Source organism: Kibdelosporangium aridum, from assembly GCF_900176515.1.
GTDB lineage: Bacteria > Actinomycetota > Actinomycetes > Mycobacteriales > Pseudonocardiaceae > Kibdelosporangium > Kibdelosporangium aridum.
Genome location: NZ_FWXV01000003.1, coordinates 531,564 through 554,316, shown reverse-complemented (window position 1 = coordinate 554,316; position 22,753 = coordinate 531,564). Strand labels below are relative to the sequence as shown.

Sequence of the window (22,753 nt, the reverse complement as noted above, 5' to 3'; positions counted from 1 at the left end):
CGGGCGGATCAAGACGAGTTCAAGACTTTCGCGCACGCGGCGTTGATGCGCCCGCGAGCAGGGTGCGGCCCATGAGAAAAGCCATGTTGATCATCGCGGCCGTCGTCATGGCCGGCTGTCAGGCGACCACGGAACCGGTCAAGCCTGCGAAATCCGAGGAGATCAGCCGGACCGCGGTCGGCTTCAGCCAGTGCATGCGAGACCGCGGACACCAAGTGCCCGACCCGGCCTTCAACGAGGACGGCCTGCCGGTGTTCCAGGAACCCGAGGACGAACGGCGTACGCAGGGGTATCAGACCGACCGGCAGCAGTGCCGTCAGCCGCTGAACGACGCCATGGTCGCGGCGGGCGTGCCGAACCAGAAAGGCACGCCCGAGCAATGGCTTGCTTTCGCGCGGTGCATGCGGGAGCACGGTGTGGACATGCCGGATCCGACGCCCGACAACAGGTTCACCATCGAGAAGAACCTCTACGACTCGCCTGCGTGGCAACCGGCGTTCGAAGCGTGCGACGAGCATCTGCCGCCCCAGATGCGCGAAGCACTGGACAGCCCGCCCGGCAAGGGAGGAAACGGCAAGTGAGGGGCTGGATAGTGGCCACTGTCCTGCTCGCCACGGCATGCACGAGCCAAGCCCAGCCGCAGGCTGAGCAGAAACCGCTGCCCACGGCGCCGGTCACGCGCGGCGACCTGGTGTCGTCGATCCAACAGCCGGGCCAGCTCGGCTACGTCGGGTCGATCCAGCTTGTCGCTCAACGGCAAGGCACGGTCACGGCTATGCCCGGCGTTGGCCAAGTGATCTCCCGTGGGCAGCAGGTGTACGCGGTCGATCAGCGGCCGATCCCGTTGTTCTACGGCACGTTGCCGTTCTACCGGCCGCTGAACCGTGCTGTGGAAGGGGAGGACGTCCGGCAACTCGAACGCAATCTCGTCGATCTCGGCCACGCGACCTTCACCCCGGACGACACGTACACCTCGGCGACCGTGAACGCGGTGAAGCGCTGGCAGAAGTCGCTCGGCCTCACCGAGACCGGCACGGTCGAGCCAGGGGACGCACTCGTCGCGGCGGGTCCGGTGCGGGTGACAGCAACCAACGGCTTGGTCGGTGCGATGGCCAGGCCAGGTGAAGCGCTCGTCACCGGGACGGGGACCGAGCACGGTGTGCACGTGGACCTCGACCGGCGGCATCGTTCGATGGCGGCGGTGGATCAGACCGTCCAGGTGCGACTGTTCGGCGGCCGATCGGTCACCGGAGTGGTCAAGACCATCGAGTCCACTGCCACCCAACCGCAGCAGAACGGGCAGCAGAACACGAACCAGGAGCGGCAGACCATCGGGGTGGACATCCTGATCACGAGCCCGGAGGCAGAGCTCGGCGGGGTGTTCGAGGGCCCGGTCACCGTGATCTTTCCTGGCGAGTCGCGGCGGGGGGTGCTCACAGTCCCGATCGAAGCGCTGACTGTCGTGCCGGGCGGCGCGTACGCGGTTGTGGTGGTCGACCAGAACGGCAGGCACACCATCGAGGTCGAGCCCGGCCTGTTCACCGCCAGCCGGGTCGAGATCACCAGCCCGGGACTGGTCGAGGGGATGCGGGTGGAGGTGCCGACGATATGACCCTTGAGCTACACAAGGTCACGAAAAAGTACGGAGAGTTGACCGTGCTCCGGGACATCGACCTGATCGTGCGATCCGGTGAACTCGTCGCAGTTGTCGGCCCCTCAGGCTCAGGCAAGACGACCTTGTTGCAGATCATGGGAACGCTGGATCAGCCGACCGCGGGCACGGTCCGTGTCGCCGGGCAGGACATCACCGGTATGCCGGACCGCCGGCTGGCCGTGGTCAGGGCGTACCACATCGGGTTCGTGTTCCAGCAGTTCTTCCTCAACCCGACGCTGTCCGCAATGGACAATGTGGCCACCGGGCTGCTGTACACCGGGACACCGCGGCAGCAGCGCCGGGAACGTGCGGCGGAAGCGTTGGCGAGTGTCGGCATGTCCCACCGGATGAAACATCGGCCGGGGCAGCTTTCCGGAGGCGAGTGCCAGCGGGTCGCGATCGCTCGTGCGGTGGTCGGGCGACCGGATGTCGTACTGGCCGATGAACCCACGGGAAACCTCGACTCCCGGTCGGGTGCCGCGGTGGCCGGCCTGCTCAGGCGTCTCAACGAGACTGGGACGACGGTCGTGGTGATCACGCATGACGACCGGCTGGCCGCGAGCATGCCTCGGACAGTCCGCATCCAGGATGGAGTGATCCAGTGAGATTGCGCCCGCGTGATGCAATTTCCCTTGGCCTGCTGGGGATCCGCGGTCGTCCGTTGCGGACCACGTTGAGCTGCCTCGGCATCGCGATCGGTATCGCCTGTGTGGTCGCCGTGCTCGGGGTTTCCGCGTCCAGCCAGGCCGGTCTGCTCAAGCAGATCGACCAGCTGGGAACCAATCTATTGACCGTGCGGCCAGGCAACAACGCATTTGGCGACACCGCGACCCTGCCGCCGCAAGCACCGGCGATGATCGGCCGGTTGCCTGGCGTGCAACAGGTCGCGCACGTCGGGCGCGTGCCAGGTGCGGTGTACCGGCACGACCGCATGCCGGAGGTGAGCACCGGCGGCATCTCGATTCTGGCTGCCAGTCCTGGATTGCCGGAGACACTGCAGGTCCCGGTGGTGGAAGGGACGTGGTTCAACCAAGCCATCGATCGGTATCCGACGACGGTGCTCGGTGCGGCGACCGCCCGCAGGCTCGGCGTCACCGCAGGGCACCAGGTGTTCCTCGGCGGCCAGTGGTTCACCGTGATCGGGGTTCTCGGCACCGCCCTACTGGACCAGACCATTGATTCCGCAGCGCTGGTCGGCTATCCCGCCGCTCAGACCTTGTTCGGTTTCGACGGTGCGCCGACCACTGTTTACGAGCGCTCGGCCAGCGAAGCCGTCGAAGCGCTGGTGCCGCAACTGGCCACAGCAGCCAATCCGGCGGACCCGGGTGCGGTGAAAGTCAGCCGCCCGTCGGACGTCCTTGTCGCCCGCAGTGCGGTGGAAAGCGCGTACAACGGCCTGTTCCTCGGACTGGGCGGGGTGGCCCTGCTGGTCGGCACGGTCGGGATCGCCAACGTCATGGTGATCGGAGTGCTGGAGCGACGCGGCGAGATCGGCCTGCGCCGTGCACTCGGCGCGAGCCGTCGCCACATCCGCGTGCAATTTCTTGTCGAATCGGTGGTTCTTTCCCACCTTGGCGGAATCGCCGGGCTTGCCATCGGCTCAGCCGTGACCGCCGGGTATGCCGCTGTGCGGGAATGGGATGTGGTCGTCCCGCCTGCGGCATTGTTGGGCGGGCTGGCAGCGAGTATTTTCGCCGGCACGCTGGCCGGGATATACCCGGCCGCGCGTGCCGCGAGACTTTCACCCACTGAAGCTCTGCGCGCAGTGGGCTGATGTCACTGACAAACGGGGTGGGCACCACGGGGGGCTTTGGTGACCAGCCCGTTCGTCAAATGGGGCATCGCACTGGATGATCGGAGCGTTACGCCCCGGAACCGGCGGATGTGAAAAACGCACCGTCAGCTGGTGACAGGCGCGTAGTCGCCTGATGACGGAACTCACTATGCGTCCAGCCAACAGGTAACAACGATTGCAGCCATGAACGAGGAGTACGAGGCCTACTGCATGGCGGATCCGTCGTTTTACGACGCGATGCACTCCGAGCAGACGGCCGGCGAGTCATTCGCGGCGGCACACCGCGCATTGCCGGACGGATGGACTTGCTACGAGCAGGACGACTGGTTCGTACTCAACCCCGGCACCCAGAACACTCCGCTGCAAGGCTGGAAGATTCACGCGTCGGCGACGCCGGACAACGCCAGCCGCGTGATCGACAAGGTCTTCGACTACTGCGTGCCGCGCGGTATCCAGTTCAAGTTCCTCCGGTCACGCTCCGCATTGACCGCCCGGGTTTCCAAATACGCTCCGCGAGGTTTCAGCGGCAAGCTCGTCACCATCTACCCGCAGGACGACGGCCAATGCGAGCGGATACTGACCGAGCTCGGCGAGATCCTGGAAGGCGAGCCGAGTCCGTACATCCTCAGCGACCTGCGCTGGGGTAAGGGGCCGCTGTACGTCCGGTACGGCGCGTTCGCCAATCGGTACACAGTGGACGAGACTGGCGAAGTGGTCGACGCGATCGCCGCGCCGGACGGAACGCTTGTGGCCGATCGGCGCGGCCCGGTCTTCTACACCCCGCCGTGGGTCACGTTGCCCAGCTTCCTCGAACCGCACTTGGCTGCTCGCAACGCGGTCACGGTGACCGACCTGCCGTACACATTCGACAGTGTCGTGCACTTCTCCAACGGCGGCGGCATTTACGTCGGCAAGGACACGCGGACCGGCAAAGAGGTCGTGCTCAAGGAGGCTCGCCCGCACGCGGGGCTGGACGCCTGGGCGCACGACGCCGTGCGCAGACTGGAACGTGAGCACAACACCCTGCGCAGGCTCGCTGGGATCCCTGGCATTCCTGAGGTTTACGACCTGTTTTGGCTGGGGGAGCACCGGTTCATGGTGATGGAGTACGTCAAGGGTGACGTGCTCGGCAAAGCGATCACCATGCGGTACCCGCTGATCGACCCGGCCGCGACCGACGAGGACCACGCCCGGTTCACCGACTGGGCCGTGAAGATCCACCGGCAGGTCGAACAGACCATGAAGGCGGTGCACGAGCGCGGGATCGTCTACGGCGACCTGCACCTGTTCAACATCATCGTTCGCGAGGACGACACAATCGCCTTGCTTGACTACGAAGTGGCAGCGCCGGTGGAAGAGGCGACCCGGCCGGGCCTTGGCAATCCGGGCTTCACCGCACCGCGCTCGGTCACCGGGTTCGGCGTCGACGAGTACGCGGTGGCGTGCTTGCGGCTCGCGCTGTTCCTGCCGATGACGAACCTGCTTGGGCTGCACCGGGTGAAGGCACGCCAGTTCGCCGACATCATCGCCGAGCACTTCCCAGTGTCGCGGGAGTTCCTGGAAAAGGGCGTCGATGTGATCGTCCCGCCGGACACCCCGGCGACCCCGAGCCCGCGCATCACCACCGACCGGGCCGGGTGGCCGAAGGTGCGTGACGACATGGTCCGCGCGATCGTCGCGAGTGCCACGCCGGACCGTGACGACCGGTTGTTTCCGGGCGACCCCAGGCAGTTCGGCGTGGGCGGTCTCGGCCTCGCACACGGTGCCGCCGGTGTCCTCTATGCCCTGTCGGTCACCGGTGGCCACCGCTGCGAACAGTTCGAGGACTGGCTTGTGCGCCGGGCGACGAGCCCTGCGGGCGGGTCACGGATCGGCCTGTTCGACGGACTGCATGGCGCCGCGTTCACCATGGACCATCTCGGTTACCGCCAGCAGGCACTGGACACACTGGACATCTGCCTTCGCGAGAAGTGGGAAGCGGTCGGTCCCGACCTGATGACCGGGCTGTCCGGCATCGGGCTGAACCTGTTGCACTTCGCTGACCGCACAGGCGAACCGGCGCTGCGGATGGCCGCTCTGCGGGCCGCGGAGCTGGTCGCGGAGCGCCCTGACGACCAGGACGACTCCGGCATCAGCGGCGGAACACATCCGCACGCCGGGCTGTTCCGTGGGCGTGCCGGCCAAGCGCTGTTGTTGTTGCGTGCCTATGACGACACGGGTGACGCGAACTTCCTTGACCGGGCCGCCAACGCGTTGCGCCAGGACCTGAAGCGCTGTTTCTTGCGGGACAACGGTGTTCTGGAGATCAACGAGGGCTGGCGGACCATGCCGTACCTTGACGGCGGCAGTGTCGGCCTTGGTATTGTTCTCGACGAGTACTTGGCTCGCAAGCATGACGACCAGTTCGTCGAAGCCAACCGCGGCATCGAGAACGCGGCGAGATCCACAATGTACATCCTGCCTGGACTGTTCACCGGGCGCGCCGGGATCCTCGCCTATCTCGCCGGTCGCATGCCTGGCACGGACCCCTTGGTCACCAAGCAGATCCGTAATCTGGCTTGGCACGCCCTGCCGTACGGGGACGGAATCGCCTACCCCGGAACGGCTTTGCTGAGACTTTCGATGGACCTGGCCACCGGCACCGCCGGTGTGCTGCTCGCGGTGGGAATGGCTCTGCATGACGAGCCGGTCCACCTGCCGTTGCTGGCGCCCACGCGCCGCGCGGCCCCACAGACGCCCGCGCCAACCGGTGCGGGTTCGCAGTAACCCCCGACACAAGGAGTAGACGAGATGTCTGTTCTTGACCTGCAGGGCATGGAAGCCGCGCCGCAGACCGGCGGCCACGGCGGTGGCAGCTCGAACAGCGGCCACAGCTGCCCGAGCAACCTGAGCGTCACCCTGTGCGGCGGCACCTCCGGCCTGTCGCTGTTGATCTGCCACTGACACAGTCGTAGATCGTTAGAGCAGCGCGACCCCGGGACGACTGTCGCTCGCCCCGGGGTCGCGCCCCAACTATAGGAGCCCGTGGTGACGACGTTCGGCGCGATCGCACGGCACGGAGGCCGCCTGCTTCCGGTGATCGGAGTATCCGCGCTGGTCGGTACATTGAGCACGCTCGCCTTGCCCTTTGTCCTTGGCAAAGCGGTTGACGCAATCGTTACTGGCAGTCCCGGCTCCACCTGGCTTGTGATGGCGGGGCTGTTGATCGCGGTGGGCATCGCCTCGGACCTGGTGGATTCCTTCGCTGGCGTAGCTTGCGTCGCCGGCACGACCGCATGGTTGCGCGAGCGCTTGGTCCGGCACCTGCTCGCGGCCGGCCCGGATCGTGGTTTCGACACCGGGGATCTGGTCACCCGGGTGTCCGGGAACGCCGTGGACGCCGCACAAGCGGGCCCGGCCGTGGTCACTGTGTGGATGGCGGTGCTGCCACCTGCCGGCAGCCTTGTCCTGCTCGTGGTGATCGATCCGTGGCTCGCGGTCGCGTTTCTCGGCGGTGTCGCGCTCGTCGCCTTGGTACTGCGGGCTTTCACCCGCCGAACCGCCCAAGTCATCACGTCATACCAGCAAGTGCAAGGAAGAATCGCGGCCCGGCTGGCGGAATCGCTGGCCGGTGCCCGCACGATCGCGGCAGCGGGCACGTTGTGCGAAGAGAAACGCCGCGTGTTGCGTGAGCTGCCTACTTTGCACGACCAGGGAATGGCCAGCTGGCAAGTGCTCGCTCGCTCTGTGTCGCACGCCGGTGTGGTCGGTCCACTGGTGACAGTGTCGGTGCTCGCCGCCGGCGGCGTGGCACTCCTGAATGGACGGATCACTCCCGGCGAGTTGTTCGCCGCATTGCAGTACGCGGTCCTTGGCGCCGGGCTCGGCAGCATGACGAGTGTCTTCAGCCGTCTGGCCAGAGCCAAGGCCGGTGCCAACCGCGCGGCCGAGGTTCTCGACGTCCAGCCGATCGGCTACGGACATCTCTGGCTCCCGGAAGGCAAAGGACGGCTGGAGTTCCGGCACATCACCGTCTACAGGGGAGAGACAGCGGTTCTCGACGATGTCACGCTGACGTTGCCAGGTGGCAAGGCGATCGCGGTGGTCGGCCGGTCCGGCGCAGGAAAGTCGACTCTGGCGGCGGTCGCGGCCCGGCTCACCGAACCAGCGAACGGTGATGTGCTTCTCGACGACGTCCCCTTGAAGTTCCTGACGCATGAGGATCTGCGCAAAGCCATCGGCTGCGCGTTCGACCGCCCCGTATTGGTAGGAGGAACCGTCGCGGACGCGATCGGTATGGGTCGTGCAGGCGACGTCCGATCGGCTGCGAAGGCCACGCACGCGCACGAGTTCGTGAGCCGGCTGCCGCGGGGCTACAACACACCGCTGGCTGAAGCGCCGATGTCCGGCGGTGAAGCCCAGCGCCTTGGCCTTGCCCGCGCGTGGAACGCCGAGCGGCTGCTCGTTCTCGACGACGCGACGTCCAGTTTGGACATGGTGACCGAGATGCAGATCGGCCGGACGCTGACCGAGGACCACGGCCACCGCACGCGGTTGATCATCACGCACCGAGTCGCCACGGCCGCGAAAGCGGACCTTGTGGTGTGGCTGGACTCCGGGCGGGTGCGTGCGGTCGGACCGCACGAAGTGCTGTGGCGAGATCCGGCGTATCAGGACGTCTTCGGAGCGGCCGAGTGAAGCGCGAGGTCCGGTTCGGTGTCGCCGCGCTGCGAGCCGGGCCCGCTTTCGCCTTGCTCGGCTGGTCGATACCGGAAGCCTTGCCCACCGCGATATCCGGGCTCGCGGTGGCCAATGCCGTCGATGACGGATTCCTGGCCGGTCGGCCCGTCGTCGGGTTCGGCTGGCTGGCTGTGCTGATGGTGGCCGCGGTGATCGGCTCGGCCGGATCACGCAAGGTGTTCCAGCGCCTCGGCGAGCTGGTCGAGCCCTTCCGTGACGACCTCGTCCGCCGGGTTGTCGGCAGCGCGTTGTACAAAGGTGTGTCCGGGCAACCAGACGAAGGCGCGTTGGCCCGGCTGACTCGGCAAGTCGAGATCGTCCGGGACACGTATGCCGGACTGATCGTCGTGATCCGGAGCTTTGTGGTCACCGTTGTCGGCGTGGTCATCGGCCTGTTGTCGCTCGCGCCGGTCGTGGTGTTGCTGATCCTGCCACCGTTCCTGCTCGGTTTTGGTGCCTTTCTCGCCACACTCGGGTTCGCGGCGGCCAAGCAAAGAGCTTCGGTTCTGGCCGACGAGAGACTCGCCGCGAGCGCGGGCACTGTGCTGGCCGGAACGCGGGACGTGGTCGCATGCGGCGCCGAAGATCACGCTGCCGCGATGGTGTCCGGCCCGATCCACGACCAGGCCGCCGCCGAACGCGCGATGGCCAAAGTCGCCGCCCTGCGCACCGCGTGTTTCGCCGTCGGTGGTTGGCTTCCGTTGGCCGCCATCCTGATCGCCGGGCCTTGGCTGGTTGGACAAGGACTGACCGCGGGTCTGATCATGGGCGGCCTGACGTACGTGGTCTCCGGCCTGCAACCGGCCCTGCAAGCCGTCATCGCCGGAGTCGGTGGCAGCGGCCTGCGGTTCGTGGTGACGCTCGGCCGGATCCTGGACGAGACGACGATCCCGCCGGTCGAGGGGCCACGCGAGCATGACCGCCAAGGCGAGGACTTGATCCTGCGTGATGTCCGGTTCGCTTACGGCCCGCACTCCGAGCCGATCCTGCGTGACCTCGATCTGACCATTCTGCCGGGAGAACACCTCGCGGTGGTCGGCCCGAGCGGGATCGGGAAGTCCACATTGGCCAGCCTGATCTGCGGCCTGCGTGAACCGGACGCGGGCTCGATCCGGTTCGGCGGGATACGAGCGGGCGACCTGGACGCGGCGGACCGGGTGCTGATCCCCCAAGAGGCCTACGTCTTCGCAGGCCCGTTGCGGGACAACCTGACGTATCTGCGGCCGGACGCGACCGACGCCCAGATCCAGGACGCGGTCGCCGCCGTCGGTGCACGTGACCTGGTCGAGAAGATCGGCGACCAGCTCGACCCGTCGGGTCTGTCCGCGGGGCAGCGGCAGCTGATCGCGTTGGTCCGGGCTTATCTGAGCCCGGCCCGGCTCATGGTGCTCGACGAGGCCACGTGTCACCTTGACCCGGTGGCCGAACGGCGCGCCGAGGAAGCATTCGCACGGCGAGGTGGAACGCTCATCGTGGTGGCGCACCGGATCAGCTCAGCGCGGCGAGCCGAGCGGATCCTCGTATTGGACGGGGTCACAGCCGCGGTCGGCGACCACGCTTCGCTCGTACGGCGGTCACCGTTGTACCGAGACCTCTGGGGGCATTGGTCACAACCAGCCCGCCTCACGCACGATCCGGATGGCATCGATGCGGGTGCGGGCGCAAGTCTTGCTCATCACCTTGGACAAGTAGTTCCGCACGGTCCCCTTGGACAGCGACAGCCGGGAGGCGATCTCCGGTCCGGAGGCACCGTCGGCGGCTAATCGAAGTACCTGCAGTTCCCGCGGCGTGAACGGGTTCGGTCCCGCCGCCAGCGCGGCGACAGCCAGATTGACGTCCACCACCTGCGAACCTCGTGCGGCACCACGGATCGCGGCGATCAACCGGGTGGCCGACGCGTTCTTGTCGACAAGCCCCAGCACCTCGGCGGTGAGCGCCCGTTGGACCAGACCAGGAGGGCTGGCCGCGGCCAATGCGACGACCTGCATGCGCGGCAGCCGGGCACGCAGCTCCGGGATCATTGCCAGGCCACGGGAGCACGGCTGGTCCACATCGATCACCGCGACATCGGGCCGAATCCTCGTCGCTATCGGGATAACGTTGTCATCGCACTTCAGATCGGCGACCACCTCCATGTCGTGTTGTTCGGATAACAGTGTCACGAGTGCGTCGCGCAGTAGATCCATGTCCACGACCAGCAGCACTCGAATCAACCCCGACGCGGTGGCCGGGTACCCGGTTGTCTCGGGGCTGACTTGCGGCCCTGCCGACATTCGTCCTCCCTCTCCAGAGCCCTGGGCGAGCTCCCCACGCGATCCCTAGATACGGGTTGGGCATATGGCCGTTACCTGCGCGCCTTTGCGTTGGATCTTGGCTCATACCAATGGAGCAATCCGGCAAATAATCAACCGGTGAATTCCGGGATTCGTCGAGGTGGCAGCGGTCCTGGGGGACGTCGCTAGGCCGGACGTGACAAAAGAACGGTCAAGCCGTGGCTATCTCTGACTCGGAAGGACGTTGTCCGTTCTCGCTGTGCGTCGCGCCCACGGAGTCCGTCGCGGGTTTAGCGAATGGTGAAGCCGTGTCCAGTATAAGTCAGAAATTTGCGTTATGTAGTTTATATCTTGCTTTAGTAGAGGCGCTGAACTTATTATCCCGGTCATCTGGCAATGGCGCCAGAGGATTGAGAGCAGACAGACATGCGAACCCTGCGAAGCATTGTCGGCCTGCTGGTCTTCCTGCTCACCCTCGGCATGGTCACGGCGCCGCCGGCGTCGGCCTCCTTGGCGGTGCAGGCGGTTGCGGCTGACGTTCATCTCTTCTACTACCCGTGGTATGGAAACCCGTCACTGAACGGGAATTACCGGCATTGGCAGCAAGGCGGCCACACTCCACCCGATGACATCGGTGCCGATTTCTACCCGGCGCTAGGTGCCTACGACTCCGGCGACACCGCGGTGATCGATCAACACATGCGCTGGATCCAGCAGTCCGGCGCGGGCACGATCATCTCGAGCTGGTGGGGGCAAGGGTCATATGAGGACAGAATGGCGCCCGCCATCCTCGCCTCCGCCGCGCGGCATGGCATCAAGGTCGCCTGGCACCTTGAGCCGTACGGCACCAGAACCGCCGAGTCCACAGTCTCGGACATCAACTACATCAACGCCAAGTACGGCAGCAGCCCGGCGTTCTACCGGTACGGCAACCGTGGCGCGTTCTACGTCTTCGAAAGTCTGCGGATCACCGACTGGAGCGCGTTGGAGCAGGTCAAGTCGACCAGCATCGTGCTGGCGCAGACCACCGACCCGGCCAGGGTCGCCCACTTCGGCGGGATGTACACCTACGACGGCATCGCCGGTGCGACCGCGCCCGGCTGGAAGACCGCGTCGGACTTCTGCAAGGCCAACGGTTTGGTGTGGGCGCCTTCGGTCGCGCCTGGCTACATCGACGACCGTGGGGTGCCGGGCAACACGACACCGACGGTCCACCGTGACAACGGCGCGATGTACGACAGGCAGTGGAGCAATGCGCTCAACCCGGCCACCGGTGGCGCGCCGACATGGGTCTCGGTGACGTCGTTCAATGAATGGCACGAGGGCTCGACCATCGAACCTGCCCGGTCGAACCCGCCCGCGGGACACGGCTATCTGACGTACCAAGGCGCATACGGCAAGACCGGGTCCGCTGCGGAGACGTCGTACCTCGACCGCACCAAGTACTGGGTCGGCCAGTTCACCGGCGGGAGCATTCCGCCCACGAACCCGAATCTGGCACAGGGCAAACCGATATCCGCCAGCAGCACTCAGAACGGGTATCCAGCGGTCAACGCGAACGACGGGAATACCAACAGCTACTGGGAAAGCGCGAATCACGCCTTCCCCCAGTCGCTCACGCTCGACCTCGGCACTGCCACCGAGGTGAGCAAGCTTGTGCTGTCCCTGCCACCGTCATGGGGTCCCCGAACGCAAACCCTGACGGTGTACGGCGACGGTTCGGCGATTGTCCCCGCGAAGGGCTACACCTTCGATCCCGCGTCACGCAACACCGTGACGATCACCTTCCCCGCCACGGCCCAGCGGACGTTCCGCCTGCACTTCACCGGCAACACCGGCTGGCCCGCCGGGCAGATCGCCGAGCTGCAGGCGTACCGCATCCCGTAAAAGTCCAGAAAGGACACCGATGGCCCCGTCCCCCGGGCGGCGTCGGTGTGGCTTCACGGCCGCACTAATGGTCACCGCCGCCGTCAGCATCCCCACCCCCGTGGCAAACGCAGGATCGGTCATCCCGCCGGGCGACTACCAGCAGGTGCAGCTGGCGCTCGGGCCGAACGAACTCGGCGAGGCGATGTCGCTCGCGATCCTGCCGAACAGATCCGTGGTGCACACCGCTCGTGACGGCACAGTCCGTGTCACCGACGCGGCAGGCAACACGAGCACTGCGGGCAAGCTCGACGTGTATTCCCACGACGAGGAAGGCCTGCAAGGGGTCGCGGCCGACCCCAACTTCGCGAGCAACAGGTTCATCTACCTCTACTACTCACCCAAATTGGCCACACCGAGCGGCGATGCGCCGACCGAGGGGACACAGGCGGACTGGGACAGGTGGAAGGGCGAGCTCCACCTGTCCCGGTTCGTCCTGACCACTGCCAACACCCTGGACATGGCCAGCGAGAAGGTCGTGCTCCGGGTGGCGAACGACCGCGGCCAGTGCTGTCACACCGGCGGTGACATCGACTTCGACACCGCCGGAAACCTGTATCTGACAACGGGTGACGACACCAACCCGTTCCAGTCCGACAGCTACACGCCAATTGACGAGCGCACCAACCGCAACCCGCAGTTCGACGCCCAGCGCTCGTCCGGCAACACCAATGACTTACGCGGCAAGGTGCTGCGGATCAAGCCGCAGCCTGACGGCACGTACACCATCCCGTCCGGGAACTTGTTCGCTCCCGGCACACCCAACACCCGGCCTGAGATCTACGCGATGGGTTTCCGCAACCCGTTCCGGATGAACGTCGACAAGGCGACCGGGATCGTGTACCTCGGCGACTACGGACCGGACGCCGGGTCTACGAACCCCAACCGCGGCCCCAACGGCCAGGTCGAGTTCAACCGGATCACCGGCCCAGGCAACTACGGCTGGCCCTACTGCACCGGGACGAACACGCCGGAGGAGACGTACAACGACTACCAGTTCCCTAGTGGACCTTCCGGTGCGAAGTTCAACTGCGCGGGCGGCCCGACGAACAACTCGTTCCGCAACACCGGACAGCAGACCCTGCCGTCCGCCAAGCCTTCGTGGATCAAGTACGGCGGCGACAGCGGCACACCACCGGAGTTCGGCGGTGGTTCGGAGTCGCCGATGGGCGGCCCGGTCTACCGGTACGACGCCAACCTCAACTCGTCGATCAAGTTCCCGCAGTCGTTGAACGGCCGGTACTTCGCGGGTGAGTACGGTCGCCGCTGGATCAAGGCGATCGAAGTCACCTCCACCGGAGGTGTCGGTGACATCGGCGCGTTCCCGTGGACCGGTACGCAGGTCATGGACATGAACTTCGGTCCGGACGGCGCACTGTACGTCCTGGACTACGGGACCGGATCCGGCAACCAAGCGCTCTGGCGGATCGAGTACATCGGTGGCCAGAACCGCAACCCCGTCGCGGTCGCCTCGGCCAACCGAACCTCTGGCCCGGCCCCGCTGGCGGTCAACTTCTCATCCGCGGGAAGCAATGACCCCGAAGGCGGGGCCTTGACGTACTCGTGGAACTTCGGCGACGGCACGACTTCGACGCAGGCCAACCCGTCGAAGACATACACAGCCAACGGAAAGTACACGGCCACGTTGACCGTCCGTGATCCACAAGGCTTGACCGGTTCGGCGAACGTGCAGATCACCGTGGGCAACACCGCGCCATCGGTGAGCCTTCAGTCTCCTGTGGACGGCCAGCTGTTCTCCTTCGGTGACACAGTGCCGTTCCAGGTGAACGTGTCGGACCCGGAGGACGGCACGATCGACTGCAGCCGGGTCAAGGTGACGTACAAGCTTGGCCACGACAGCCACCGGCATGACATCACATCCAGAAATGGCTGTACCGGGTCGATCCCGGTGCCGATCGACGGCGAACACGACCCAGCCGCGAACGTCTACGGCGTGTTCGACGCGGAGTACACCGACAACGGCGGCTTGACCACGCACGACGAGAACATCCTGCAGCCACGGCATCGACAGGGCGAGCACTTCACCAGCCAGAACGGTGGTGTGCAGCTCGCTCAGCACGGCGCGGCCGAAGGTGGCACGACCGTCGGGTTCACCGACAACAACGACTGGGTCGCCTTCACGCCGTACTCGCTGACCGGTGCGACCAGTGTCACCGTCCGCGCTTCCTCCGGCGGCCCCGGCGGCACGATGGAGGTCCGCACCGGCTCGGCAACCGGACCTTTGCTTGGTTCAGTCCAGATCCCCAACACAGGCAGCTGGGACACGTTCACCAACGTGTCGGGCAACCTGAGCAATGTCCCATCCGGAACGACCACCTTGTACCTGGTGTTCAAGGGAGTCACGGGCCAGGGGAACCTGTTCGACATCGACGCGTTCACCTTCAACACCTCACCGAGCGGTGGGCCGTCGAAGACGGTCGAGGGTGAGGGGTATTCGTCGACCTCGGGCGTCCAACCCGCCCCGCATGCCAATGCCAGCGGCGGACACACGGCCGGTTACATCGAGAACGGTGACTGGGCCGCGTATTCCACTGTGGATACGTCTGGCGCCAAGGCCTTCGAGGCTCGCGTGTCCTCGGCGGGTTCGGGTGGCACGATCCAGGTCCGGTCTGGTTCGCCGACCGGAACGTTGTTGGGATCCGTCACGGTCCCGGTCACGGGCGGCTGGGAGAACTTCCAGACCGTGTCGGCGAATCTGAGCGCAACCGCGTCCGGGACGCTCTACCTCGTGTTCACCGGAGGCTCCGGCTTCCTGTTCGATGTGGACACAGTGACGGTGAAGTTCTAGGAACGCACGAAGCGGCACTCACCTGGGCGAGGTGAGTGCCGCTTCCTGGTCATGAATCAGCAGTAGAGGTTGCCGCCTGGGGGCACGCCAAGGATGCCGACGAAGCGGTTGTAGTTGTTCACGCGGCTCTGGACCTGGCTGGGGTTGCCGCCGTTGCATTCCAGCGAACCGTTGATGCTGCGGATCGTCTCACCGAAACCGCGGCCGTTGACCATCGCGTTGTGCGGGGTCATGGTTCCTGGGCCGTTCTGGGTCATCCAGTACCAGATGCCGGTACGCCACGCGACGGCCGCGTCGTTCTGCACCAGCCACGGGTTGTTCAGCAGCGGCAGGCCCAACGCGTCGCCCGCGGCCTTGTAGTTGAAGTTCCAGCTCAGCTGGATCGGGCCGCGGCCGTAGTACGCGGCCTGTCCGGCCGGGCAGCCGTAGGGCTGGCCCCAGTCGCAGTAGTGCGGGTAGTTGGCCTGGTTCTGCTCGACGACGTGCACCAGACCGCCGGTCTCGTGGGAGACGTTGGCCAGGAACGCCGCGGCTTCCTGCTTGCGGGTCACGTCGCTGCCGGTCCCGGCGAAGGCCGGGTACGAGCTCAGCGCGGCGACCAGTCCGCTGTAGGTGTAGAAGCCGTTGCGGCCGGGGAACATCTGGTTGAACTGGGCCTCGGTGACGACGAAGCCGCCAGGGTTGCCGCCACCACCGGCAGGTGCGTTCCACTTCTGGTTGGGACCGCCGGTGCACTCCCAGATCTGCAGCCGGGTGCCGTTGGCGGAGTTGTTGCCAGTGACGTCAAGGCACTTGTTGGCCTGGGTGTTGACGATGTCGTTGGCGCCGCTGACAACCCAGCTTTGCGCGCCACTGCCGTTGCAGTCCCACAACTGGACGACGGTCCCGTTGGCGGTGCCGCCACCGGCGACGTCAAGACACTTGCCGAGCGCCTGCAGCACTGAGCCCGTGTTGTTCCACTGCTGGGCATTGGTGCCGTTGCAGTCGTACAGCTGGACGGCGGTTCCGTTGGCGCTGTTGGCACCCGCGACGTCCACGCACTTGCCGGCCAGGCCAGTGATCTGTCCGACGGCCGCGTTGGCCGTACCGGACGGCAGGGCGATCACAGCCAGCGCGGCGGCTGCGCTGGCGACCATGGCGATTCTTCGTCTGAACATACTTCTCTCCGATGGATGGCAGGGAAAGTCGTGTCCACCATTCCGGCACGGTGTGCCGACCACTCCAGCACCATGAAATCCCCTTGGCACCCCTTGCTCCGGGAATTTCATGGTGTCGGAATGTGTGTTTCGGTGTGCCGCAAAGGTGGACACGGCGACTTAGGCTGGGGCTGTCCACTTCTGGTTGGCGGCCCCGGTGCAGTCCCAGATCTGGAGTCTTGTGCCGTTGGCCGAGTTGTTCCCGGTCACGTCGAGGCATTTGTTGGCTTGGGTGTTGACGATGTCGTTCGAGGCGGTCACGTTCCATTGCTGCGCACCGGAACCGTTGCAGTCCCAGATCTGGACGACCGTTCCGTTCGCGGTGCCTCCACCTGAGACGTCAAGGCACTTGCCCAGGGCCTGCAGCTGGCTGCCGGACCGGGTCCACTGCTGGGCGCTTGACCCGTTGCAGTCGTAGAGCTGCACTGCGGTTCCGTTGGCGCTGTTGGCACCGGCCACGTCCACGCACTTGCCCGCGAGGCCGGTGATCTGCCCGGTACCGCCACCGCCACCGCTCTGTGCACCGGACCACGTAAAGGTCGCGGACGTGCGGGACGGCAAGTTGTACGTGAACGACTGGCCACCCCAGTTCACGCGCACGCTCTGTGTGCTGCCAGTGGTGTTGTACGCGATCAGGGCCTTGGAACCGTCGGCGTTGCGCCAAGCCACGTTCTTCACCGAGGCGTTGTCGTTGGACTGGATCCGGCGCGCACCCGGCTTCACGAACTTCGTCAGGTGCCCCATCGTGTAGTACTCGACGGTGTAGTCCACCTGGCCGTGCCTGCCGTCACCGTTGTGGACCGTGATCAGGCCGGTGCACTGGTTGCAACCACCGTTGTGCGGGTTGTGGTTCTGGTCCATCGCCAGGCTCCACTTGGTCACCGTACGGGCGTAGTTGCGCGTGGTGTTGATGATGTAGTTCATGTCGTCGGTGTGCTGGTTGCCGACCCACAGTCCACCGGACATTTCCGTGCCGTACTGAGGAATTCCCGGGTACTGGTTCTGCACCTGGGTCTGCGTCGATACGTTCCCGCCGTAGCCGTGCCACGCGATCCCGCCGAAGTTCGGGTGGTTGCGGATCGCGGCGTCGTTGACCGTCGGCGCGCCGTAACCCGCGTACTGGTCCCAGTTCCAGTCCAGTGCGAGCACCTTTGTGGACAGTCCGGCGCCCTGCAACGCGGGCAGCAGGTTGTTCTTGGTGAAGAACTGCAGGCCGGAACCGTTCCACATGGTCGACGGGTAGCTGGCGCAGCACGTCGGTTCGTTGTTCACGGTGACGAACTTGATCGGAATACCTTGTGCCGCATAGGCCTGCACGTACTTGACGAAGTACTGCGCGAGCGCGGGGTAGTACTGCGACTCGACCCAGCCGAGCTTGTAGTCGTCGTTGTCCTTCATCCACGGCGGGACCGACCACGGCGAACCCATCACGGTGAGTGCCGGGTTGAGCTGCAACGCCTGGCGCGTCAGGGGAACGACGTCCGCGAGGTCGTGGTTGATGTTGAACCGGGCGAGCGTCGGGTCGGTCTGCCCGGCGGGCATGTCGTCATAGGTGTAGCTGAACCGAGCGAGGTCCGAACCACCCATGGGGTTGCGGATGAAGCTCACGCCAATGCCGGTGTTCGGATCGAACAGTCGCCGCATGACTTCGCTGCGAGTATTCGCCGACAGGATATTGCTTGAGTTCATCAGCCACGCGGCGGAGTCTGTGAAGGACGCTCCAGCGCCTTCGAACGGCTGGAACTGGGTGTTCTCGTCAACGGTGATGGTCACCGCGCCGGTTCCGGTGCCGGGAGCGAAGTTCACCGGCGTCTGCTGCTGCAGGCCGCGGGTGACGTTCACGCCGTCGGCGTCGTTCGTGGTGGTGAGCCAGATGTTCACGGTCTCGCCGGCGGCCTGGGCAGGCGTCGGGATGGCGAGCGCGGTCAGCGTCAGCAGGGATACGGCACCGAAAAGGAAAGGATTGCGGCGGTTTTTCGGCATGGCGGGGCTACCTCGTTCGTCGTCGTAACGAGCTAGTTGCAGAGAGAAAAAGGGAGGCGCTGCGTCGGGTGCAGGGGATCCGACGCAGCGCCTGGCATGTCACACAGCGGCATTCCACTTCTGGTTGGCACCGCCGGTGCACTCCCAGATCTGGAGTCTCGTGCCGTTGGCCGAGTTGTTGCCGGTGACGTCGAGGCACTTGTTGGCCTGGATGTTCACAATGTCATTGGCACCACTGATGGCCCACTGTTGTGCACCAGAACCGTTGCAGTCCCACAGTTGTACGAGCGTTCCGTTGGCTGTGCCGCCGCCGGCGGCATCAAGGCACTTGCCCAGAGCCTGCAGCTGGTTGCCGCTGCGGGTCCACCGCTGCGCGTTGCTGCCGTTGCAGTCGTAGATCTGAACCGGAGTCCCGTTGGCGTTGCTGGCACCCGCGACATCCACGCACTTGCCTGCGAGGCCGGTGATCTGGCCGCCGCCTCCGCCACCGCCGCCAGGCGTGTTGGTGACACGGACGTAGTCGACTGTCAGGTTGTTCGGGAACGGCGTGCTGGCGTTCGGGTCACCGGGCCAGTAACCACCGACAGCCAGGTTCAGGATGATGAAGAACGGCCGGTCGTTGAACACCCATGTCCGGCCACCGAGGTCGGCGGGTGTGCGGCGCTGGTACTCCTGGCCGTCCACGTACCAGATCAACAGGTTCGGCGACCAGTCGAGGGTGAACGTGTGGAAGCCGTCAGCGAAGCGCGGACCGGTGTACGCGGCGCCGATGCCGCCGGAACCGGAGTAGCCGGGCCCGTGGATGGTGCCGTGCACGGTGTTGGGCTCGAATCCGACGTTCTCCATGATGTCGATCTCGCCGTTGTTCGGCCATGTGCCGCCGGTGGTGCCCATCATCCAGAACGCGGGCCACATGCCTTGCCCGTGCGACATCTTCAACCGCGTCTCGAACCGGCCGTACGTCTGGCTGAACTTGCCGATCGTGTTGAGCCGGGCCGAGGTGTACTCACAACGGCCATACCAGCAGTTGTAGTTGCCCGGGTTCTCCCGGCGCGCGGTGATGACCAGGTTTCCCTGGCCGTCAAGCGAAGCGTTGCTGGTGCGGTTGGTGGAGTACTGGCGTTCGTGGTTGTTGACGTTGTCGCCGATCTCGTGGTTCCACTTGCTGCCGTCGACCGGAGTCCCAGCGGGACCGTTGAACTCGTCGGCGAAAGTGGTCGCGGCGATGCCCACGTCAGGGGCGGGGGCGGCGGATGCCTGCGTGCTCAGCGCAGTGCCGACCAGCATTGAACCGAGCACAAGGGCCGCGGAAAGCACGGCCCCGGCCCGAGTCCGCCGTGAAGACAGGCGGCTGGACATCTTTGTCACCTCTCGTGCAGGGGTTGCGAGAGCGTTCTCACTCGGGGTGTGCGCCACCCCGATTAAGTTTTTTAAGTGTTTAAACTAAAGGAATCTGCTGCGATGTCTGCAGTATGCATGGTCTAGACCAGGGCGGCAACACCCGGCTTGATCGACTGCCGACCGGGCACCGTCGCCCGTGATTATTTTAACCTCAAAAAAAGACGTGAACAAGGCTGTGGCCTGCAGTGACGACACCGAAATTGACCCGCGTTCAGTGGCGCCACCCTTGACGCGGCGCGGCCCGGCGGTGTTTCCTGCATGTGGCCTGCACCACAAGCCAATTCACAGCTTTGGTGCGAATGGTCTACATGCTGCTGTCCTCAATAGACAGTTGACCAGTACCTTCCGGAATCGGACCTCCGGCAGGGGAGGCCTTGAGTGGACCGGCGCCGCGCCGGTCCACCGGGGCAAAGATCAACTTATGCAGCGGCCGTATTTTCCCTGGGATCCGCGCCTTCGTCGAGCATCGCCGCCACAGGCAGCGTCGCGGCACCGACCGCGACCGCGTCCGGACCGAGCTGGCAGAGCTCAATCGACGTCACGCCATAGGGATGCCGCAACGCGTGTGCCCGCGCGACCTGTCGAACCATGGGCAGCAGACGTCCGCCAATGGACAGACCGGCCCACCCGCCGAGCACGATCCGCTCGGGATTGAAAAGGTTGATCAGGTTGGCGATTCCCGCACCCAGATAGCCGGCGGTCTCCTCAAGCACCTTGGCCGCGGTCTTCGACCGGACGGCGGCGGCCACCAGTGCGTCCAACTGGGACTGTTCGTCCGTACCGGGAACGTCCCGCCCACCGCGGGCTTTGCGGTACCGGTCAAGGATCCCCTCGGCACCGATGTACGCCTCAAGGCAGCCGTGTGACCCGCATCGGCACGGCCTGCCGTCGTAGACGATGGTCGTATGGCCCCATTCGCCCGCACTGCTGGTGGACCCGCGATACGTGGTCCCGTTGGCGATCACCGCGGCCCCGACGCCAGACCCGATCAACGCGATCACGGCATGCTTGGCGCCACGCCCGGCGCCGAACCACATCTCCGCCTGGCCAAGAGTCTTGGCGCCATTGTCGAAGAACAACGGCAGTGTGATCCCACCGGTGCGCAACAACTGCTCGAGCGCCACGCCCTCCCAGCCGATGGTCTGCGCGTGCACGACGACCGGCTCGCTCTTCTCAACCGTCCCTGGCACGCCGACACCGATGCCGAGCACGGTGTGCTCCTCGACCTTGGACGCCCGCAGCACCTCGTCGACACCGGAGACGATCTGCTCGACCACCTCGCCAGGGTCCGGCTTCGGCGAAGTCATCGGGTGATCGGCCGCGGCGAGCCGGTTCATCGCCAGGTCGAACAGCTCGACCTTGACCCCGGTCTCCCCGACGTCGATACCGATCACGTGCCCGTACTGGGGATCGACGCGCAGCAGCACCCTCGGCCTGCCCCCGTCCGACTCGACCAGGCCTGCCTCGATGATCAGCCGGTCCTCGACGAGCTCCCCGGTCACATTGCTGACCGTCGCCGCGCTCAACCCGGTCAGCTGACTCAGCTCGTGTCTGCTCAGCGGGCCGTCGAAGAACAGCTTCGAGAGCAGGGTGGATCGGTTGCTGCGGCGCAGGTCCCGGACGGTGGTGCGCTTCGGAGCCATGACTACCCCTCTCTGGCTGCAAGCCAGCAACAGCATGCCTCACCAGCCTAAATACCGGCCATAAATTAAATTTTCAAGTAAAGCCAACCGGTGGTGATGTCCGGACATGGCACAATCCATACGTGCTCCGGTCCACCCAGCAGACAACGCGTGACCTGCGCCGACACAACAGATCGGCGTTGTTGTCGCGGCTCTACCTCGACGGACCGGGCAGCCGGCTCGAACTGATGCAAGCATCAGGCCTGAGCTCAGCCACGGTAAGCAACGTCATATCGGACCTGATCAGCGACGGAATGGTAGCCGAGGCGGGCTCGGTCGACTCGGACGGTGGACGTCCACGGACGCTGCTGCAAGTCCGCCGGGATTTCGGCAACGTCGTCGGCGTGGACATCGGAGAGACCCATGTCCAGGTCGGACTCTTCGACTGCACGCTGAACACGCTGGATACGGCCACATACCCGATAGCGGACACAAAACTCGATCCCGAGCAGGTCGTGCAGCTGGTCGTACAGGGCATCTCCGCGGTGACCGCTTCGACCGACTCGGCATCTCTGCTGGGCGTGGGTGTCGGGGTGCCAGGCGCGGTGTTGTCGGATGGTCTGGTCCACGCGCCGACCCTGAAGTGGTCCGGCGTTCCGCTGGTCTCGATGCTGCGGCCCCTGGTGGACGCGCCGCTGTACGTCGACAACTGCGCCCGGACGTTGGGGCAGGCCGAGATGTGGCGTGGCGCTGGCCGGGACGCGTCGCGGGCCGTCATTGCCCTGCTGGGCGTCGGTGTGGGCGCTGCGGTCGCCACAGGGTCGGACTCTTACCGCTCAGCGACATCGGTGACCGCTGAGTGGGGCCACACCGTGGTGCAGGTCGGCGGGGCTGCTTGCCGGTGCGGGTCGCGCGGGTGCCTTGAGGCTTACGTTGGGGCTGAGGCGATCCTCGGCCGCTACGGCAAGGATCTGTCCGCTTCGGACACTGAGTCGAAGATGGTCGAGCTGGTGGGGTTGAGCGATCCGGACGCTCAGCGCGTGGTCGCGCAGACCGCGGAGTATCTCGGGATCGGGATCTCGAACCTGGTCAACATGCTCAATCCGGACAAGGTTGTGCTGTCCGGGTGGGTATCGGCTGTGCTCGGGCCGGCTGTTCTGGCGGCTGTGCGGGATGCGGTCAAACGGCACGCACTGCCTTATTTGTTCGCGCAGACCGAAATCGAGTTGGGGCAGCTGGGCAATGCCGAAGTCGCGCTCGGCGCTGCCACTTTGCCCGTTCTGCAGCTCCTGGCGACGGGGGCGCGGCCTGCTTAGTGGCCAATTCCCAGCGTAGAGCTCGTGGGTGCTGACCCTGGCAACCACTCATTGGGGAC

General features: G+C 65.6%; 15 protein-coding genes and 1 pseudogene. 11 read left to right on the top strand and 5 right to left on the bottom strand.

All coding sequences use genetic code 11. The features are described 5' to 3' along the window. The first annotated feature begins 71 nt into the window (after window positions 1–71). The 8 genes and pseudogenes from B9C43_RS56775 to B9C43_RS21495 form a co-directional block, all read left to right on the top strand. Window positions 72–581 (top strand): hypothetical protein, encoded by a 510-nt coding sequence (locus B9C43_RS56775; protein WP_160096625.1) that lies wholly within the window; start codon window positions 72–74, stop codon window positions 579–581. Beyond that, window positions 578–1,612, top strand: a complete 1,035-nt coding sequence (locus tag B9C43_RS21520) for a peptidoglycan-binding protein (RefSeq protein WP_160096622.1) — start codon at window positions 578–580, stop codon at window positions 1,610–1,612. The genes B9C43_RS56775 and B9C43_RS21520 overlap by 4 nt, the downstream gene beginning before the upstream one ends. Then, the gene (locus B9C43_RS21515; protein ID WP_084428665.1) at window positions 1,609–2,259 is read left to right on the top strand and encodes an ABC transporter ATP-binding protein; all 651 of its coding nucleotides are present in this window, start codon (window positions 1,609–1,611) and stop codon (window positions 2,257–2,259) included. Before B9C43_RS21520 ends, B9C43_RS21515 begins: the two co-directional genes overlap by 4 nt. Next, on the top strand, window positions 2,256–3,428 hold the full coding sequence (locus tag B9C43_RS21510; protein WP_033381373.1) for an ABC transporter permease: 1,173 nt from the start codon (window positions 2,256–2,258) through the stop codon (window positions 3,426–3,428). The genes B9C43_RS21515 and B9C43_RS21510 overlap by 4 nt, the downstream gene beginning before the upstream one ends. Before the next feature lie 204 nt (window positions 3,429–3,632). Then, window positions 3,633–6,215, top strand: a complete 2,583-nt coding sequence (gene lanKC, locus B9C43_RS21505) for a class III lanthionine synthetase LanKC (RefSeq protein ID WP_084428664.1) — start codon at window positions 3,633–3,635, stop codon at window positions 6,213–6,215. A 24-nt stretch (window positions 6,216–6,239) separates the two neighbouring features. Beyond that, window positions 6,240–6,392: a SapB/AmfS family lanthipeptide gene (locus B9C43_RS55710; RefSeq protein ID WP_125727639.1), complete on the top strand. Its 153-nt coding sequence runs from the start codon at window positions 6,240–6,242 to the stop codon at window positions 6,390–6,392. Window positions 6,393–6,476: 84 nt separating this feature from the next. Then, window positions 6,477–8,126, top strand: coding sequence for an ABC transporter ATP-binding protein (locus tag B9C43_RS21500; protein ID WP_084429130.1), 1,650 nt, complete (start codon window positions 6,477–6,479; stop codon window positions 8,124–8,126). 179 nt (window positions 8,127–8,305) lie between these two features. Further along, window positions 8,306–9,559 (top strand): annotated as a pseudogene (locus B9C43_RS21495) (ATP-binding cassette domain-containing protein); the annotation flags it as partial. A gap of 216 nt (window positions 9,560–9,775) precedes the next feature. Here B9C43_RS21495 and B9C43_RS21490 read toward each other — a convergent pair. Then, a complete protein-coding gene (locus tag B9C43_RS21490; RefSeq protein ID WP_033381366.1) occupies window positions 9,776–10,441 on the bottom strand; it encodes a LuxR C-terminal-related transcriptional regulator in 666 nt (221 codons plus the stop codon). A 426-nt stretch (window positions 10,442–10,867) separates the two neighbouring features. On the opposite strand from B9C43_RS21490, the gene B9C43_RS21485 reads away from it, so the two are divergent. After that, complete coding sequence (locus B9C43_RS21485; RefSeq protein ID WP_084428662.1) at window positions 10,868–12,328, top strand: discoidin domain-containing protein; 1,461 nt, start codon at window positions 10,868–10,870, stop codon at window positions 12,326–12,328. A gap of 100 nt (window positions 12,329–12,428) precedes the next feature. Beyond that, on the top strand, window positions 12,429–15,176 hold the full coding sequence (locus B9C43_RS21480) for a carbohydrate-binding protein (RefSeq protein ID WP_200825632.1): 2,748 nt from the start codon (window positions 12,429–12,431) through the stop codon (window positions 15,174–15,176). Between the two features lie 56 nt (window positions 15,177–15,232). Here B9C43_RS21480 and B9C43_RS21475 read toward each other — a convergent pair whose 3' ends face one another. The 4 genes from B9C43_RS21475 to B9C43_RS21460 all read right to left on the bottom strand — a co-directional run bounded on the left by B9C43_RS21475 (window position 15,233) and on the right by B9C43_RS21460 (window position 21,399). Then, window positions 15,233–16,333: a chitinase gene (locus tag B9C43_RS21475; RefSeq protein ID WP_084428660.1), complete on the bottom strand. Its 1,101-nt coding sequence runs from the start codon at window positions 16,331–16,333 to the stop codon at window positions 15,233–15,235. A gap of 159 nt (window positions 16,334–16,492) precedes the next feature. Then, complete coding sequence (locus tag B9C43_RS21470) at window positions 16,493–18,355, bottom strand: ricin-type beta-trefoil lectin domain protein (RefSeq protein WP_084428659.1); 1,863 nt, start codon at window positions 18,353–18,355, stop codon at window positions 16,493–16,495. 99 nt (window positions 18,356–18,454) lie between these two features. After that, entirely contained in the window at window positions 18,455–19,714 is a 1,260-nt protein-coding gene (locus tag B9C43_RS21465; protein WP_084428658.1) for a glycoside hydrolase family 16 protein, read from the bottom strand. A 461-nt stretch (window positions 19,715–20,175) separates the two neighbouring features. Continuing rightward, entirely contained in the window at window positions 20,176–21,399 is a 1,224-nt protein-coding gene (locus B9C43_RS21460; RefSeq protein ID WP_084428657.1) for an ROK family transcriptional regulator, read from the bottom strand. 122 nt (window positions 21,400–21,521) lie between these two features. Here B9C43_RS21460 and B9C43_RS21455 point away from each other — a divergent pair, with 122 nt between their 5' ends. Then, window positions 21,522–22,694, top strand: a complete 1,173-nt coding sequence (locus B9C43_RS21455; protein ID WP_033381358.1) for an ROK family transcriptional regulator — start codon at window positions 21,522–21,524, stop codon at window positions 22,692–22,694. The last annotated feature ends 59 nt before the right edge of the window (window positions 22,695–22,753 follow it).

What these genes read in the sequence shown, in the direction of transcription:
- B9C43_RS56775 (WP_160096625.1), top strand. Translation starts at nt 72, where the DNA reads ATGAGAAAAGCCATGTTGATCATCGCGGCCGTCGTCATGGCCGGCTGT.
- B9C43_RS21515 (WP_084428665.1), top strand. Translation starts at nt 1,609, where the DNA reads ATGACCCTTGAGCTACACAAGGTCACGAAAAAGTACGGAGAGTTGACC.
- lanKC (WP_084428664.1), top strand. Translation starts at nt 3,633, where the DNA reads ATGAACGAGGAGTACGAGGCCTACTGCATGGCGGATCCGTCGTTTTAC.
- B9C43_RS55710 (WP_125727639.1), top strand. Translation starts at nt 6,240, where the DNA reads ATGTCTGTTCTTGACCTGCAGGGCATGGAAGCCGCGCCGCAGACCGGC.
- B9C43_RS21490 (WP_033381366.1), bottom strand. Translation starts at nt 10,441, where the DNA reads ATGTCGGCAGGGCCGCAAGTCAGCCCCGAGACAACCGGGTACCCGGCC.
- B9C43_RS21485 (WP_084428662.1), top strand. Translation starts at nt 10,868, where the DNA reads ATGCGAACCCTGCGAAGCATTGTCGGCCTGCTGGTCTTCCTGCTCACC.
- B9C43_RS21475 (WP_084428660.1), bottom strand. Translation starts at nt 16,333, where the DNA reads ATGTTCAGACGAAGAATCGCCATGGTCGCCAGCGCAGCCGCCGCGCTG.
- B9C43_RS21470 (WP_084428659.1), bottom strand. Translation starts at nt 18,355, where the DNA reads ATGCCGAAAAACCGCCGCAATCCTTTCCTTTTCGGTGCCGTATCCCTG.
- B9C43_RS21465 (WP_084428658.1), bottom strand. Translation starts at nt 19,714, where the DNA reads ATGTCCAGCCGCCTGTCTTCACGGCGGACTCGGGCCGGGGCCGTGCTT.
- B9C43_RS21460 (WP_084428657.1), bottom strand. Translation starts at nt 21,399, where the DNA reads ATGGCTCCGAAGCGCACCACCGTCCGGGACCTGCGCCGCAGCAACCGA.